12 protein-coding genes are annotated in these 15,828 nt (G+C 44.6%); 7 read left to right on the forward strand and 5 right to left on the reverse strand.

Annotated features, from left to right (window positions below; all coding sequences use genetic code 11):
* The first annotated feature begins 13 nt into the window (after positions 1–13).
* The 3 genes from D0T51_RS04985 to D0T51_RS04995 are packed head-to-tail and all read left to right on the forward strand — an operon-like array spanning position 14 to position 4,118.
* The gene (locus tag D0T51_RS04985) at positions 14–1,252 is read left to right on the forward strand and encodes an anaerobic sulfatase-maturation protein (RefSeq protein ID WP_163726016.1); all 1,239 of its coding nucleotides are present in this window, start codon (positions 14–16) and stop codon (positions 1,250–1,252) included.
* Positions 1,253–1,255: 3 nt separating this feature from the next.
* On the forward strand, positions 1,256–2,797 hold the full coding sequence (locus D0T51_RS04990; protein ID WP_163726018.1) for a TldD/PmbA family protein: 1,542 nt from the start codon (positions 1,256–1,258) through the stop codon (positions 2,795–2,797).
* Between the two features lies 1 nt (position 2,798).
* Positions 2,799–4,118: a TldD/PmbA family protein gene (locus D0T51_RS04995; protein WP_163726021.1), complete on the forward strand. Its 1,320-nt coding sequence runs from the start codon at positions 2,799–2,801 to the stop codon at positions 4,116–4,118.
* Between the two features lie 92 nt (positions 4,119–4,210).
* Here the strand turns inward: D0T51_RS04995 and D0T51_RS05000 are convergent, their stop codons facing one another.
* Entirely contained in the window at positions 4,211–4,420 is a 210-nt protein-coding gene (locus D0T51_RS05000; protein WP_163726024.1) for a heavy metal transport/detoxification protein, read from the reverse strand.
* Between the two features lie 199 nt (positions 4,421–4,619).
* On the opposite strand from D0T51_RS05000, the gene D0T51_RS05005 reads away from it, so the two are divergent.
* The 3 genes from D0T51_RS05005 to D0T51_RS05015 all read left to right on the forward strand — a co-directional run bounded on the left by D0T51_RS05005 (position 4,620) and on the right by D0T51_RS05015 (position 7,156).
* Positions 4,620–5,066 carry a YhcH/YjgK/YiaL family protein gene (locus tag D0T51_RS05005; RefSeq protein WP_163726027.1) on the forward strand — a complete coding sequence of 149 codons (447 nt, stop codon included), beginning with the start codon at positions 4,620–4,622 and terminating at the stop codon, positions 5,064–5,066.
* 6 nt (positions 5,067–5,072) lie between these two features.
* Positions 5,073–6,737 carry an AMP-binding protein gene (locus tag D0T51_RS05010; RefSeq protein WP_163726029.1) on the forward strand — a complete coding sequence of 555 codons (1,665 nt, stop codon included), beginning with the start codon at positions 5,073–5,075 and terminating at the stop codon, positions 6,735–6,737.
* Between the two features lie 83 nt (positions 6,738–6,820).
* On the forward strand, positions 6,821–7,156 hold the full coding sequence (locus D0T51_RS05015; RefSeq protein ID WP_163726032.1) for a YegP family protein: 336 nt from the start codon (positions 6,821–6,823) through the stop codon (positions 7,154–7,156).
* 98 nt (positions 7,157–7,254) lie between these two features.
* Here D0T51_RS05015 and D0T51_RS05020 read toward each other — a convergent pair whose 3' ends face one another.
* The 3 genes from D0T51_RS05020 to proS form a co-directional block, all read right to left on the reverse strand.
* Positions 7,255–9,390 carry an alpha-L-fucosidase gene (locus tag D0T51_RS05020; RefSeq protein WP_203583324.1) on the reverse strand — a complete coding sequence of 712 codons (2,136 nt, stop codon included), beginning with the start codon at positions 9,388–9,390 and terminating at the stop codon, positions 7,255–7,257.
* Positions 9,347–10,699 (reverse strand): dihydroorotase, encoded by a 1,353-nt coding sequence (locus tag D0T51_RS05025; RefSeq protein WP_163726036.1) that lies wholly within the window; start codon positions 10,697–10,699, stop codon positions 9,347–9,349. Before D0T51_RS05025 ends, D0T51_RS05020 begins: the two co-directional genes overlap by 44 nt.
* A gap of 129 nt (positions 10,700–10,828) precedes the next feature.
* A complete protein-coding gene (gene proS / locus D0T51_RS05030; protein ID WP_163726039.1) occupies positions 10,829–12,310 on the reverse strand; it encodes a proline--tRNA ligase in 1,482 nt (493 codons plus the stop codon).
* Between the two features lie 212 nt (positions 12,311–12,522).
* On the opposite strand from proS, the gene D0T51_RS05035 reads away from it, so the two are divergent.
* A complete protein-coding gene (locus D0T51_RS05035) occupies positions 12,523–13,332 on the forward strand; it encodes an alpha/beta hydrolase family protein (RefSeq protein ID WP_163726134.1) in 810 nt (269 codons plus the stop codon).
* A 184-nt stretch (positions 13,333–13,516) separates the two neighbouring features.
* On the opposite strand, the gene D0T51_RS05040 is transcribed toward D0T51_RS05035, so the two are convergent.
* Positions 13,517–15,727 (reverse strand): glycoside hydrolase family 3 C-terminal domain-containing protein, encoded by a 2,211-nt coding sequence (locus tag D0T51_RS05040; RefSeq protein ID WP_163726137.1) that lies wholly within the window; start codon positions 15,725–15,727, stop codon positions 13,517–13,519.
* Positions 15,728–15,828 lie beyond the last annotated feature (101 nt).

The raw sequence follows: 15,828 nt of genomic DNA on the forward strand, positions 1-15,828 counted from the left end.
CGCTATAATATCAATGAATAATACCGTCATTTCACCCTTTGCTAAACCCATGTATGTAATGCTAAAGCCAGCCGGTTCGGTATGCAACCTGGCTTGTGAGTATTGTTACTATCTGGAAAAAGGCAAGTTCTATCCGGAGGTGAAAAACCAGATTATGTCGGAGCAACTATTGGAAAAGTTCATCCGGGAGTATCTGGAAAGTCAGACCATGGCGCAGGTACTCTTCACCTGGCACGGAGGAGAAACACTGATGCGTCCGATCAGCTTTTATAAAAAGGCATTGGAATTGCAACATAAATACGGTAGAGGCCGGCAGATAGACAATTGCATTCAGACCAACGGGACCTTGCTGACAGAGGAATGGTGCCGTTTCTTTAAAGAGAATAATTTCCTGGTAGGTGTCTCTATCGACGGTCCCCAGGAGTTTCACGATGAATACCGCCGCAACCGGCAAGGCCTTCCTTCTTTTTACAAGGTGATGAAAGGCATTCAACTGTTGAAAAAATACCAGGTAGAATACAATGCCATGGCGGTTGTCAACGATTACAACGTGGATTATCCGCTGGAGTTCTACCATTTCTTCAAAGAGATTGATTGCCATTATATACAATTTGCTCCTATCGTGGAACGGTTGGTGCAACATACAGACGGAACCCAACTCACTTCTCCCGAACAACAGGATGCGCGGATCGAATTGGCTCCCTTCTCCGTCGATCCGGAGAAATGGGGCAACTTCCTTTGTACCCTCTTCGACGAATGGTTGAAAGAGGACGTTGGTACCTATTATATCCAGTTGTTCGATTCCACCCTGGCCAACTGGGTGGGAGAACAGCCGGGGGTATGCACGCTGGCACGCCAATGCGGACATGCCGGGGTTATGGAATTCAATGGAGACCTGTATGCATGCGATCATTATGTTTTCCCGGAATACAAACTGGGGAATATACATACACATACATTAACAGAAATGATGTATAGCCCGCGTCAACTCCAGTTCGGCGCAGACAAACACGAGAAGTTACCGATGCAGTGCAAGAGCTGTAAGTATCTTTTTGCCTGTAACGGAGAATGTCCCAAGAACCGGTTCCTGCATACGCCTGAGGGCGAGCCCGGCTTAAACTATCTTTGCAAAGGGTATAAGCAGTTTTTTGCACATGTAGCACCCTATATGGACTTTATGAAAAAAGAATTATTAGCTGAACGTCCCCCTGCCCATGTGATGCAGTGGGCCAAGTCAGTAAATAAACAGTAATTTATGAAATATAACAGACGTGATTTTATTAAAACAGGAGGTATGGTCATGCTTGGTTCCTTAGCGTCTCCTTCGCTTTTTGGAAATGCTTTGGCTCATGGAGGCAAAGTAGATCAGGCCACCGGAATTATGTATGCCCTGAATCATTTTGGGGTGAGTGAAAACGACTTGAAAAAAGTATTGACCGCTGCCCTGGAGAAAGGGGGAGATTATGCCGATCTTTATTTCGAGCATTCTTTTCGTAACAATGTAGGCTTACAGGATGGTGCGGTGAACCGGGCCTCTTCCAATATCGACTTTGGAGTGGGTGTCCGCGTATTGGCAGGCGACCAGACCGGATATGCCTATGTGGAGAATGTCACCATGGAGGAAATGTTAAATGCAGCTCGCACGGCTGCACGTATTGCGACAGGTACCGTTTCTGCCAAGAAACCGGTGGATCTGACCGAGAAAAAGGATAAAGGTGACTATTACAGCATACAAACATCCTGGGATGAGATTGCTGTCAAAGAGAAAATGCCTTACCTGCAGAAACTCAATGATAAGATATTCGCATTAGACAACCGGGTAAATAAGGTAATGGCCTCTTTGGGGGATACTACCTCGCATATTTTCTTTTGCAACTCGGAAGGTTTGATGTATTACGATTACCGCCCGATGGTAACCCTGAGTGCTATGTGTATCATGCAGGAGAATGATAAGATTGAGAATTCATACGCCGCCCGTGCTTTCCGTATGGGTACCGAATTCCTGACCGACGAATTGATCGACGAAGTTGCCCAGGAAGCCATAAAGAAAACCTCTATCCTTTTCCAGGCAATCAAACCCAAAGGGGGAGAAATGCCGGTCGTTATGGGCGCCGGAGGATCGGGTATCTTATTACACGAAGCCATCGGACATGCTTTTGAAGCCGACTTCAACCGCAAGAACACCTCTATCTTCTCCGATCTGTTGAATAAGAAAGTTTGTAACGAACATATCAACGTGGTCGATGACGGTACCATTCCTTTCAACAGAGGATCTGTTAATGTGGACGACGAAGGGGTAAACGGACAAAAAACATATATCGTCAAAGAGGGTATCCTGACCAGTTACCTCCACGACCGTATCAGTGCGCAACATTACGGTATCCCTTCTACCGGAAACGGACGTCGGGAATCCTTCCGTCATATGCCTATACCGCGTATGCGTGCAACCTATATGGAAGCCGGCAATGTGACTGAAGAAGAGATGATCTCGACTGTAAAGAAAGGGATTTATGCCGCCACCTTCACCAACGGACAGGTGCAGATCGGGGCGGGTGACTTCACCTTCTTTGTCAAAGACGGTTACCTGATCGAAGACGGTAAACTGACCCAACCGATAAAAGATATCAATATCATTGGCAATGGCCCGAAAGCGTTGGCTGATATCACCATGGTGGGTAATAATTATAAAATGGACAACGGAACCTGGACCTGTGGGAAAGACGGACAATCCTGTCCGGTTACCTGTGGTATGCCGTCGGCCTTAGTAAGTAAATTAACGGTAGGAGGAGAAAGCTGATATGATATCAAACGAAAATAAAAAACTGGTTCAATGGGCCATGGAATATGCCCTGAAAAACGGCTGTCAGGCTTCACGCGCCAGCCTGTATTACGGATCGAACACATCCTTTGAAATAAGGGATATGAAGATAGACCGTTTGCAACAGGCCTCAGAAAACAGCCTGGGCATCAACCTCTATGTAGACGGACGATATGGTTCGTATTCTACCAATCGCCTGAATAAAGAAGAACTGGAGAAATTCATAAAAGACGGCATCGATGCTACCCGTTACCTGGCAGAAGACAAGGCACGGACATTGCCTGACGCCTCTTTGTATTACAAAGGAGGAGGTGCGGATTTGCAATTAAATGATCCGAACTTCAATGCCGTTCAACCGGATGATAAGGTTGCCCTGGCTATGGGTACCTGTGATGAGATGATGGGAAAAGACGAGCGTATCATTTCTGCCAACTCTTCTTACAGCGACGGCAAGGACTTCCGTTATATGGTGGCCAGCAATGGTTTCGAAGGAGAAACATCCAGCACCTATTTCAGCCTGGTGGGCAGCGTCAGCATAAAAGGAGAAGGCGAAGCCCGTCCGGAATCTTATTGGTATGATTCATCTCTTTACTTTGACGCTTTGAAGAAGAAAGGTATCGGAACGACTGCCATGGAACGTGTGCTCCGTAAACTCGGACAAAAGAAAGTGGCCTCCGGCAAATACAAGATGGTGGTGGATAACGTCAATAGCTCGCGTCTGATCTCTCCCCTATTGAGTGCTTTATACGGTTCGGCCATTCAACAAAACAACTCTTTCCTGTTGAATAAATTGAATGAAAAAGTGGTCGGTGACAATATCACTATCATAGACCAACCGCATCTGGTGAAATCATTCGGTGCCCGTTACTTCGACGGAGAAGGGGTGGCTACCAAACAAATGCCTATTTTTGAAAAAGGGGTGTTAAAGACCTACTTTATCGACACATACAATGCCAATAAGATGCATATGCAACAGACGATTTCTTCGCCTTCCATCCTGACAATGGAGTTAGGCACCAAAGATGTAAATGGACTGATACAAGGCGTTGACAAGGGTATTCTTATTACCGGATTCAATGGAGGTAACAGCAACAGTACAACAGGGGATTTCTCCTATGGTGTGGAAGGCTTCCTCATTGAAAACGGCAAACTGACACAGCCTGTTTCGGAAATGAATATTACGGGGAATGTATTATCTCTGTGTAATAACCTTCTTGAAATAGGAAACGATCCGCGTATGTCGTCCAGTTGGCGTATTCCGTCTTTACTCTTTGACGGAGTTGATTTCAGCGGACTATAATCTGTTCGGATAAAAAGAAAAAGGGACTGTTCCATTTTACTGGGGGACAGTCCCTTCTTTTATCAGGGGCATATTTGCTTCTGCTTTAGCCGTTACTGTACTTGTTCCGCTCTGAAGCCGGCATCAGCCAATGCCTCAATAATAACTGCCGGCGCAACATCGGCCGTTACATGTAATAACTTATCTGCAGCGTCCAGATCCAATGACCATTCATTCTCTTTTATTACCTGGCTCAATTTGATACGCATAGCGGATTCGCAACCGCTGCATTTTGCATTTGTCTTAAAAACCATTGTATCCATAATTCATTTTTTTAAACATTTATAGAGTAGGACAAAGATACAAGATAAATAGATCTCACCTATTTATCGCAGAATATTTCGTTTTAACAACTTTCGTCTCTTCACATTTGTTATATTTGCAAAATATAGGATGCACCTTGCTTCTAAACAAACAGGCTGCATAAAAAACGAATTGTTATACAAATTAATAGAAACCGCCATGATTCATGATTCATTAAAGAACACGGAGTGGACAGAAAAACTTCACCCCCTATTTAAAAAAGCTTTTGATTATATCAACTCTACGGATTTCAACTGTGTGGAAGACGGTAAATATGAAATAGACGGACAACGGCTGACAGCCTCCGTAGTCAGTATTACCGGCAAAGACGAACAAGACGCCAAACTGGAAACGCATGATAAATTCATTGACATTCAACTGCCCTTGGCTGGCGTTGAGACGATCGGATGGAAAGCCGGTAACAAACTTCAAGAAGTATCTATTCCTTACAATGCAGAAAAAGACATCACCTTTTTTGTAGACCGCCCGACAACATATACCAAAATATATCCGGGGGAATTTGCTATTTACTTTCCCGCAGACGGACATGCACCGGCTATAGGACAAGGAGCTATACGAAAAGTGATCATCAAAGTGGAGGTGTAAAATACTATGGAAAACCGTTTTCTGGGATTAATTGAAAGAAGTATAAAAATACATTGGGACCTGCCTGCCTTTACCGATTATAAGGGTAAGACTTACTACTATAAAGACTTTGCAGAAGAAATAGCCAAATTTCATATTTTATTGGAAGAGGCAGGAGTCCAAAAGGGAGACAAAGTAGCGATTGTCGGGCGTAACTCTTCCCATTGGGCTATTACCTTCTTCGGAACCCTGGCTTACGGTGCTGTAGCTGTGCCTATCCTGCACGATTTTAAACCGGATAATATCCACCATATTGTTAATCATTCCGAAGCAAAGGTCGTATTAGCCGCTTTAAGCAATTGGGAAAATATGCATGAAGAGATGATGCCGGAGGTGAAACTCTTTATGTTGCTGGATGATTTTTCGATCCTCAAAAGTAAAAATAAAGAAACAATACGTGTACGCGAACGTATCAATGAATATTTCGGTAAGAAATATCCACGGGCATTCACCCCGGAAGAGGTGAAATATCACCTGGAGTTGCCGGAGGAACTGGCCGTATTAAACTATACCTCAGGAACCACCAGCTTCTCCAAAGGGGTTATGTTGCCCTTCCGGAGCTTATGGAGCAATACCCAGTTTGCTTACGACCGCCTTCCTTTCATCCATGCCGGTGATAACATTGTTTGCATGTTACCCATGGCTCATATGTATGGATTGGCTTTTGAGATACTGAACTCGGTCAACAAAGGATGTCATATACATTTCCTGACACGTACCCCAAGTCCGAAGATTATAGCAGAGGCATTTGCAAGAATCAAACCGACACTGATATTGGCCGTGCCTCTCATCATTGAAAAAATAGTAAAGAATAAGGTTTTCCCTCAGCTTGAAAAACCTCTTTTTAAATTGTTATTGAAACTGCCTCTACTTGATAAAAAAGTATTTCAGACAATTGCCAACAAACTATATGAGTCGTTTGGTGGTAATATGAGTGAGATCGTTATCGGAGGAGCCGCACTGAACAAAGAAGTGGAAAGTTTTCTGCAGACGATTCGTTTCCGCTACACGGTCGGATACGGGATGACGGAATGTGGTCCTTTGGTGGCTTACACACAATGGGACAGCTTCAAACAAGGTTCCGTAGGACAGATTGTTGACCGGATGGAAGTATGTATCGATTCAGACGACCCGGAGAATAAAGTCGGAGAAATCATGGTGCGCGGCATGAATCTGATGTTAGGTTATTATAAAAATGACGAAGCGACAAAAGCAGTCATGATGCCGAATGGTTGGATGCGAACAGGGGATCTGGGAACATTAGATGCGGATGGTTTCCTTTATATACGCGGACGAAGTAAATCCATGATCCTTAGTTCCAACGGACAAAACATTTATCCCGAAGAAATAGAAGACAAGCTGAATAATATGTTATACGTCTCTGAGTCGATCGTTATCTCTCAAGCCGGACGTTTGGTCGCACTCATCTATCCCGACTGGGAACAGGTAGACAAAGCAGGCATCCAGCATGCCGAGATTGAAGCCTTGATGCAGAAGAATATAGATCAGTTAAATACGGAGATACCGGGATATAGCAAAATTCATTGTTTTAAATTGTATCAGGAAGAATTTGAAAAAACTCCCAAACGCAGTATCAAACGCTATTTGTACCAACCGGCTGAAGAAAGCTAAAGTCATAAAAAACAAGAGCTATTGAACTTATTCATCGGAGGAAGTGTTGTATGAATACATTTAATTATATAATACTTCATATTATGGCTAAGTTTGAAATAACAAAAAGAAAAAACGGCGAATTTCAATTCAATTTGAAAGCAAACAATGGGGAAATAATCCTTACCAGTGAAGGATACATTGTCAAAAAAAGTGCGATTCAAGGAATTGCCTCTGTCAAGAAAAACAGTCAACAGCCTATTCGTTTTGAAAAGAAAAACTCTTCCAATGAAAAGTTCTTCTTCAACCTGAGAGCAGGCAACAACAAAGTCGTGGGAACAAGTCAAATGTACAAAAGTGAGGCAAACAGAGACAAAGGCATTCATTCCGTAATGCAAAATGCTCCCCTAGCAGAAATTGTAGATTTAACACTTGACTAAGCCCCCACCAATCATAAAGTAATAAAGTAAAAGGGCTGTCCATTTCAAAATGGGCAGCCCTTTTGTTATTCACCGGAAGATAGTCTCCAGGTTCTTTCTTACTTCGTATAAACCCCTATCTCGGCAACCGTATACACTTCGCCCGGATGGGTCAGTTCGATAGCTTTCAATTTCATATACCGAGCCTCCACGGGTTGATCAAATACCACTTCCTGGGCAATCGGATTATTCTGTATATTAGGGAATACGCCAGCGGGTTTGACTACCGACCATTCTTTATTATCCTTGCTGACTGCTAATAGATAACGATAAATATTCGGAGCATCCGTCCGGTTTGCCGGCGTATAGACAAAACCTTTTAACACAAGCGATTCACCCAAATCGATTGTCAAAGGAGAAGAAGAAGGGATTCTGGCTACCGTATTTCCCTTCCCGTCTATAGCTCTTCCCGCCATTTGATCTTCAGGAGCAATCACTTTCCATTTAGCCGGAGCTATACCATAACGAACCGTTGCAATTTCACTTTGCTTACGGTTACCATCAATCATAGCAATGGCACGTACGACGCCCCCTTCAGGCAGGGAAAAAGGAGCTTGGTAACGGATAGAGGAGGCAGTCGGTTCACTGCCATCCAAGGTATAATAAATGACCGGATCGTCACTTATACAACGCATCGTCACTTCTCCCTCTTTGTTTCTCTCCATAGAAGGAACAGAAAGGAATTCAACAGCCTTAAACAATCCAATCCGTGTCAGGACCGGACAGGCGAGTGCTTCCTGTATAGTCAACCGGATCTTCTGGGCCTTTACTTGCGGAAAACAGAGAATCCGTTTATAACCTATCGTTGTTCCTTCTGAAAGCAGCTCCCAGTCTTTCGTTGATTCGTTCCACACATCCACTGCAAACTTTGCCACACGCTGTCCCAACGGAATATATTCCTGCAAAAGAAAGCGATTGAAAGTTTCAGCTTTCGGCAAATGAATCTCAATTGAGGCAGTCAACTGACCGTCATTCGTAGCCCAATAGCTATCGTAGTTTTCCTGCAAAAGGTTACTGACCTTATACCCCCTTCCTCTTGTATGAGAAGCCGTCAAGGTAGCCCCTTGTATCAGATCCTGTGCAAAGCTTTCATCTATCACCTGTTTGAATTCCATCAACCGGATAGAGTCGTTCGCATGAATACGTCCTTCCCGGTTGGGCGGAACATTCAATAACAGGTTTGAATTTCGTCCAATAGAAGAATAATAGATATCAGTCAGTTGTTCTACTGTCTTCACCTTCTCATCGGTACTCGGACTATAAAACCAGCCCGGACGAATAGAGACATCTGTTTCTGCAGGCACCCAGGCTTTTCCTTCTTTATCTCCACTGTTCAATACCGACGAGGCAGGAGCATCAAGACCTGGACCAAAACCTTCCACATTCAATGTAGACCAATTGGTCTCCCCCGCTATTCCCCTTTCGTTTCCCATCCATCGGCAACCGGGACCTATATCACTAAAGATAATTGCCTGTGGTTGATTCCGGTATACCGTTTCATGAAAAAGAGGCCAATCATATACTTGTTTCTTTCCTTTATGGGCATCCCCATTGGCCCCATCAAACCATTGTTCAAATACTTCTCCATATTGCGTCAGTACCTCATTTAAGGTATTGGCAAAGATCTGATTATACTCCGGTGTTCCATAAGCCGGATGATTCTGGTCCCAGGGCGATAGATACACACCAAACTTCAGTCCATATTCTTTACAAGCGTCGGATAATTCCCGCAGCAGGTCGCCTTTACCCTCTTTCCAAGGACTTTCACGCACCGTATGTGTACTGAAGTTGCTGGGCCATAGACAAAAACCATCATGGTGTTTGGCCGTAATAATAATACCTTTCATCCCGGCCGCCTTCGCTGTTGCTGCCCATTGCCGGCAATCCAGGTTCGTCGGATTAAACACCTTCGGATCTTCTTTTCCATCCCCCCACTCTACATTCGTAAAGGTGTTCGGTCCGAAATGAATAAACATATAATATTGCATATGTTGCCATATCAACTGATGCTCTGTCGGTAACGCCCCATAAGGTTCCGGTGGTGCAACATCTGCCACACAGCCATTGAATAAACTCAAGCAGGCAGCCGATAGCCCTATCGACCGCAGGTAATTCATCGTTCGTTTTTTTCTCTTTTTATTCATCGTATGTTCAGATTGCATTATATCGTACTTCCATTCCGCGTACTTCTTCATTGATTATTCCTTCATCGTACACCAATTGACCATTCACAAAGGTCTTCCACACTTTATGCGGGAAAACATGGTCTTCAAACGGTGACCAACCGCATTTATATAAAATATTTTCTTTATTTACCGTCCAGGCATTTGCCGGATCTACCAATACCAGGTCGGCATAATATCCCGGACGTATATACCCCCGGCGATCGATACGGAACAAATCAGCCGGAGCATGTGCCATTTTCTCGACCACCTTCTCATACGTAAAACAACCCGCGGAAGCCATCTCCAGCATGGCGACCAGCGAATGTTGTATCAGAGGGCCTCCGGAAGCCGCTGTCAGGCAATTGCCTTCTTTCTCTGCCGGCAAATGCGGGGCATGGTCTGTTGCCACAATATCCAATTTATCCGTATGTACAGCCTCCCGAAGTGCAGTCCTGTCCGCCAGCGTCTTTATGGCCGGATTCCATTTGATCCGGTTCCCCAAACGGGCATAATCAGAATCTTCAAACCAGAGATGATGCACACAGACTTCTCCTGTAATCTTCTTCTCTTTCAGGGGAAGTTTGTTGTCCAACAAACTCATCTCCCGGGCTGTCGACAAATGCAGTATATGAAGTCGGGCCTGCAGCCGCGTAGCCAGTTCGACCGCCTCTGCGGAAGATGTATAACAGGCCTCTTCACTGCGTATCTTCGCATGAAAAGAGATATCCAATTCCTTTCCGTACAAATTCGTATAATATTTTATATTGCGTTTGATAATCTCCTCCTTTTCCGCATGCACGGCAATCAACATATCCGCCTCTCCAAAGATTCGCTCCAGGCTTTCCTGCTGATCGACTAGCATATTGCCCGTAGAAGATCCCAAGAACAGTTTCAATCCGGGAATACGGCTTTTATCCAAATGGCGGATCTCTTGCATATTATCATTTGTTCCTCCGAAGAAAAAAGAATAATTGGCAACCGAAGTCTCCGCCCCTCTCTGCAATTTCCATTCCCATGCCTGCCGTGTTGTCGTTTGCGGGTTGGTATTAGGCATATCCATAAAAGTAGTAATACCCCCGGCTACGGCCGCCCGGCTTTCACTGGCGATATCTCCTTTATGCGTCAATCCGGGCTCGCGGAAATGCACCTGATCGTCAATCCCTCCGGGAAGAAGCCATTTTCCACGGGCATCTATTACCTCAGCACCTGCAAGAACGGATGGGTGGGGCGTTTCATTTTCATATACAGCGGCAATCGTATCCCCGTTTATCAATACCGAACCTTCATAAGAACGTCCTTCGTTGATGATACGGGCATGCTTTATCCATATTTTTTTCATACGTCATTCTTTATTTACAGAAAGACAAAGATAGTTATTTTCGACCATGAAACATAGGCACACGCATTTTGTCGCATAAAAAAAGGCTGCCAGAATCACTCCTGACAGCCCTCCTATATAGAGAGTTGATTAATAAGCCCGTGCAAACAATACCCGTTGGGCGGAAGGTTTTCCTGTCACCATACACTTACCCGGAGTTTTATCTCCTTCCAAAGGAATACAACGGATGGTCGCCTTCGTCTCGTTCTTAACCTGTTCTTCTGTTTCAGCTGTTCCATCCCAATGGGCAAGGATAAAGACACCTTCTTCTATCTTCTCCTTGAACTCTTCGTATGTATCGACTGTGATCGTATGCGAAGCCCGGTTATCGTATGCTTTCTGGAAAATATTTTGTTGAATATCCTCCAATAAGTTTTTCACGTATGCTTCTATGCCCTCACAGGAGATCGTTTCTTTTTCCAGTTTATCCCGGCGCATAACCTCAATGGTATTGTTCTCCAGGTCGCGTCCGCCCATAGCTAAACGCACAGGTACCCCTTTCAATTCATATTCGGCAAACTTCCAACCTGGCTTTTTATTATCGGCATCATCAAACTTCACCGACACGCCCATTGTTTTTAACTTAGACACGATACCGGAAACCTTTTCACGGATCTGTTCCAATTGTTCCTCGCTGCGATAGATAGGAACGATCACCACCTGAATAGGAGCCAACAAAGGAGGAAGAACCAAACCATTATCGTCTGAGTGAGCCATAATCAATGCACCGATCAAGCGTGTCGAAACGCCCCAGGAGGTTGCCCAGGCATAATCCACCTTTCCTTCTTTATCGATAAAGGTGACATCAAACGCTTTCCCGAAGTTCTGCCCCAGGAAGTGTGAGGTACCGGCTTGTAAAGCTTTTCCATCCTGCATCATCGCTTCAATCGTATAGGTATCAACAGCTCCGGCAAAACGTTCGCTTTCCGATTTCACCCCCTTCACCACAGGCATCGCCATGTATTGCTCCGCAAAGGTAGCATACACCTCTTGCATTTTACGCGTTTCCACTTCCGCCTCTTCGCGGGTGGCATGCGCCGTATGCCCTTCCTGCCAAAGGAACTCTGCCGTACGTAAGAACAAACGCGTACGCATTTCCCAACGCATGACATTGGCCCATTGATTGACCATTATCGGCAGGTCACGATACGATTGTATCCAATTGCGGTATGTATTCCAGATAATCGTTTCCGATGTCGGACGAATAATCAGTTCTTCTTCTAATTTAGCAGCCGGATCTACCACCACCCCTTTCCCATCGGGATCATTCTTGAGACGGTAATGAGTAACCACGGCACATTCCTTCGCAAAACCTTCTACGTGTTGGGCTTCTTTGCTTAAAAATGACTTGGGTATCAACAAAGGGAAATAGGCGTTCATATGACCGGTTTCTTTGAACATATCGTCCAATACACGTTGCATCTTTTCCCAGATGGCATATCCATATGGCTTGATAACCATACATCCACGTACGGCAGAATTTTCCGCCAGATCCGCCTTTATGACCAAATCCTGATACCATTGTGAATAATTTTCACTTCTTTTGGTAAGTTCTTTCAGCTCTTTTGCCATTTTTCTTTTATTTCTAAATTAGACTCTGTTTCTTTATCTATAATGGGTGGCAAAGGTACGAATTATTTGTTTATAGCCTATGTTATAAACTGATTTACTCACCTTTCAATCTATTTACAGAATATAGGATGCGGTTCGGCAATCCTTTATGAAAATAAATTTTCCTTTCGGATTGCACTCACCTTTCACTATATTTGCCAAAAAAACAAATGATGAAAACAGTGTATCCCCTTTTAGTTCTTTTCTTCTTCTTTTCGGCATCCCTGCAAGCTGCTATCGTAGATACCCTTCAGGTTGAGAGTCATATGATGCATAAACCAATAGAAGTAATCGTCATCGCGCCCCAAAACCAAGAAAGTCCCAGTCCGGTTATTTATCTGTTGCATGGATATAGTGGGAATGCCCAAACATGGATCGGTATGCGCCCGGACCTGCCTGAAATAGCAGATAAACAGCATCTCACTTTTGTTTGCCCCGACGGGAATAACAGTTGGTATTGGGACAGTCCCCAAGATCCGTCCTATTGCTATGAGACCTTTGTGTCTAAGGAGTTAGTATCTTATATAGACTCCCATTATGCCACGATAAAAGCCAAAGAAGCCCGGGCTATTACGGGCTTAAGCATGGGAGGACACGGAGCCTTATGGCTTGCTTTCCGGCATACGGATGTATTCGGTGCGGCAGGCAGTACAAGTGGTGGGGTAGACATTCGTCCTTTTCCCAAAAACTGGGAGATGCGTAAACACTTGGGCGAATGGGCGGAGAATAAAGAGGTATGGGACAAACATACGGTAATCAATCTGGTGGACCAACTAAAAAAGGGAGACTTGGCTTTGATTATCGACTGTGGATATGACGACTTTTTCTTTGATGTAAATACGCATTTCCACGCCCGCTTAGTGGCAAACAAAATCGATCATGATTTCCTGGTACGTCCCGGAGGCCACACCGCTGCTTATTGGAAGAACTCCATTGATTACCAGATACTGTTTTTCCAAAAGTTCTTCTCTAAAGAAAAATAAAAAGGAGTAATCTCACCCTATTTGCAGTCAAAACAACCGTTTCATCGTTGCAAAAACACGGGATATTTTAGTGTTGATAGCTATCGTCAGTAGTAACGATAGCTATCATTAGTAGTGACGATAGCTATCATCAGTACTGACGATAGCTATCAACACTAAAATAACTCCCCGAAAAACCGGGAGGTTATTGCCATTCAAATTTCACTTTTCCCTGAATAGCCACGGAAGAGCTTCCTATCAATGCTTCAAAGGAGCCCGGTTCCGTCACCCATTCTCCCCGTTGGTCATCATAAAAACATAAAGCCTCTTTATCGATAGTGAAAGAAACTTCTTGTTCTTCTCCTTTATCCAGGTATACTTTTTGGAAGCCTTTCAATTCTTTCACCGGCCGGGGCAAAGAAGATTTCATATCACTGACGTAAAGTTGGACCACCTCTGCTCCTGCCCGATCACCTGTATTCTTTACCGTCACGGTAAAGGTTATCTTATCCGAAGCCGTTATTTTATTTTTATCGGCAGTAACTTTTCCATATTGAAAAGTGGTATAACTCAGTCCATGTCCAAAGGAGAATAAAGGTTTGATCTTTTCTTTATCCGCCCAACGGTATCCGACATAAATACTCTCTTTATAGGTTTCTTCCCCCTTTCCCGGATATTCCCCTAATGCATGGGCACTATTGTCCGTCAGTTTCACAGGAAAAGTAAAAGGCAATTTCCCCGAAGGGTTGACATCTCCCACCAAGACAGAGGCTATTGCATTTCCAGCTTCAGAGCCCAAATACCAAGCCTGTACCACGGAAGGCACTTCATTGACCCAAGGCATAGCCACGGCATTGCCTGAAATAAGAACCACAGCCATGTTTTTATTTACCTTAATCAATTCACGTATCACCCGATCTTGCCCGTAAGGCAAATCCAGACTTGCCCGGTCATTCCCTTCGCAGTCTTGTCCATTGTTCTTATTCAACCCACCGATAAAGAGAACCACATCGGCCTCTTGGGCCACTTCACAAGCTTCTCTTATCAGTTCTTCTGCAGAGCGATTATCCACCAGGTTCTGTCCTGTTCCCAGACCATCCTGTGCCTTAGAGGCTTCTCCCGTATAACCACGGGCATAGACTACTTCCGTCTGAGAAGTTGTCAAGCGGTTTTTAATACCTTCCCAGGGAGATACCTCATACTTCGCCTTCAACGAAGAGCTTCCCCCTCCCACTGTCATCACCTTCAGGGCATTCTCCCCTATGACAGCCACCTTCCGGGTTTTCTGAAGGTCGATGGGTAATACATTCTTTTTGTTTTGAAGCAAAACAATACCTTCCTGCGCGATCTGACGTCCTGCCAAACCATGTTCCTGTGTAGCGAATGAGCCAAACGGACGTTCGGTATCCATCGTCGTACGGAAAGCCAGCCGAAGAATATTGCGTACCTTTTGATCAAGCACTTCTTCTTTGATCTCTCCCGATTGCAAAAGGGTCAGGAAAGGTTTAGCCAGGTAATAATTGTCATAAGCATTGCTGGCACCTTCCGTCAATCCATCCGTCCAGGTTCCGAATTCCATATCCAACCCATTGTAAGCCGCCTGTTTGGTGTCATACACACCCCCCCAATCGGATACGACCACTCCGTCAAACTTCCAATCCTTACGCAGGATATCATTCAACAGGTATTGATTGTGACAGCAGTATTCCCCTTTATACTTATTATACGCCCCCATGATAGCCCAGGCTCCTCCTTCCTGTACAGCGGCTTTAAAGGCGGGCAAATAGATTTCGTGTAAAGCCCGGTCGTCGACAGACACATTCACCTCATGCCGGTCTATCTCCTGGTTATTCAAGGCGAAGTGTTTCACACAAGCAGCCACGCCATTCTTTTGCACCCCTTGAATATAAGGAACTACCATACGGGAAGAAAGGTAAGGGTCTTCGCCCATATACTCAAAATTACGTCCGTTCAAAGGCGTTCGGTATATATTCACTCCAGGTCCCAAAAGCACATTCTTATTCCGATAACGCGCTTCTTCCCCTATTACTTTTCCATACAGAGCCGACATTTCCGTATTCCAGGTTGCCGCCAGGCAGGTCAAAGCCGGAAAAGCGATACAAGAGTCGTTCGTCCAGGAGGCCTGATCCCATTCATCCCAAAACACCTCGGCACGGATTCCATGAGGGCCATCCGTCATCCAGTTTTCAGGTATCCCTAAGCGGGGCACCCCGGCGGAGCTAAATTTGGATTGGGCATGACAAAGGGCTACTTTCTCATCCAACGTCATACGCGCAAGCGCATCTTCTATACGTTCTTCCATGGGTTTTCCGGCATCCAGATAAACCGGTTTTTGTTGTGCAAACACAGGCGAAGCCACCAAGAGGGCGCCCAATACAATTGCGGTAAATTTCATTTTCCTCATACTATTAATCGTTTATACTCAAAAATTGTTATCCTACTTTTTTGCCGGTTCTTTGATAAAGGAAAGGAGAGATAAAACACCTAAAAACAGCT

The sequence above is a fragment of the Parabacteroides sp. 52 genome (assembly GCF_010500925.1).
In the GTDB taxonomy this organism is placed as follows: Bacteria; Bacteroidota; Bacteroidia; order Bacteroidales; family Tannerellaceae; genus QVMG01.

What these genes read in the sequence shown, in the direction of transcription:
- D0T51_RS04985 (WP_163726016.1), top strand. Translation starts at nt 14, where the DNA reads ATGAATAATACCGTCATTTCACCCTTTGCTAAACCCATGTATGTAATG.
- D0T51_RS04990 (WP_163726018.1), top strand. Translation starts at nt 1,256, where the DNA reads ATGAAATATAACAGACGTGATTTTATTAAAACAGGAGGTATGGTCATG.
- D0T51_RS04995 (WP_163726021.1), top strand. Translation starts at nt 2,799, where the DNA reads ATGATATCAAACGAAAATAAAAAACTGGTTCAATGGGCCATGGAATAT.
- D0T51_RS05000 (WP_163726024.1), bottom strand. Translation starts at nt 4,420, where the DNA reads ATGGATACAATGGTTTTTAAGACAAATGCAAAATGCAGCGGTTGCGAA.
- D0T51_RS05005 (WP_163726027.1), top strand. Translation starts at nt 4,620, where the DNA reads ATGATTCATGATTCATTAAAGAACACGGAGTGGACAGAAAAACTTCAC.
- D0T51_RS05010 (WP_163726029.1), top strand. Translation starts at nt 5,073, where the DNA reads ATGGAAAACCGTTTTCTGGGATTAATTGAAAGAAGTATAAAAATACAT.
- D0T51_RS05015 (WP_163726032.1), top strand. Translation starts at nt 6,821, where the DNA reads ATGGCTAAGTTTGAAATAACAAAAAGAAAAAACGGCGAATTTCAATTC.
- D0T51_RS05020 (WP_203583324.1), bottom strand. Translation starts at nt 9,390, where the DNA reads ATGAAGAAGTACGCGGAATGGAAGTACGATATAATGCAATCTGAACAT.
- D0T51_RS05025 (WP_163726036.1), bottom strand. Translation starts at nt 10,699, where the DNA reads ATGAAAAAAATATGGATAAAGCATGCCCGTATCATCAACGAAGGACGT.
- proS (WP_163726039.1), bottom strand. Translation starts at nt 12,310, where the DNA reads ATGGCAAAAGAGCTGAAAGAACTTACCAAAAGAAGTGAAAATTATTCA.
- D0T51_RS05035 (WP_163726134.1), top strand. Translation starts at nt 12,523, where the DNA reads ATGAAAACAGTGTATCCCCTTTTAGTTCTTTTCTTCTTCTTTTCGGCA.
- D0T51_RS05040 (WP_163726137.1), bottom strand. Translation starts at nt 15,727, where the DNA reads ATGAAATTTACCGCAATTGTATTGGGCGCCCTCTTGGTGGCTTCGCCT.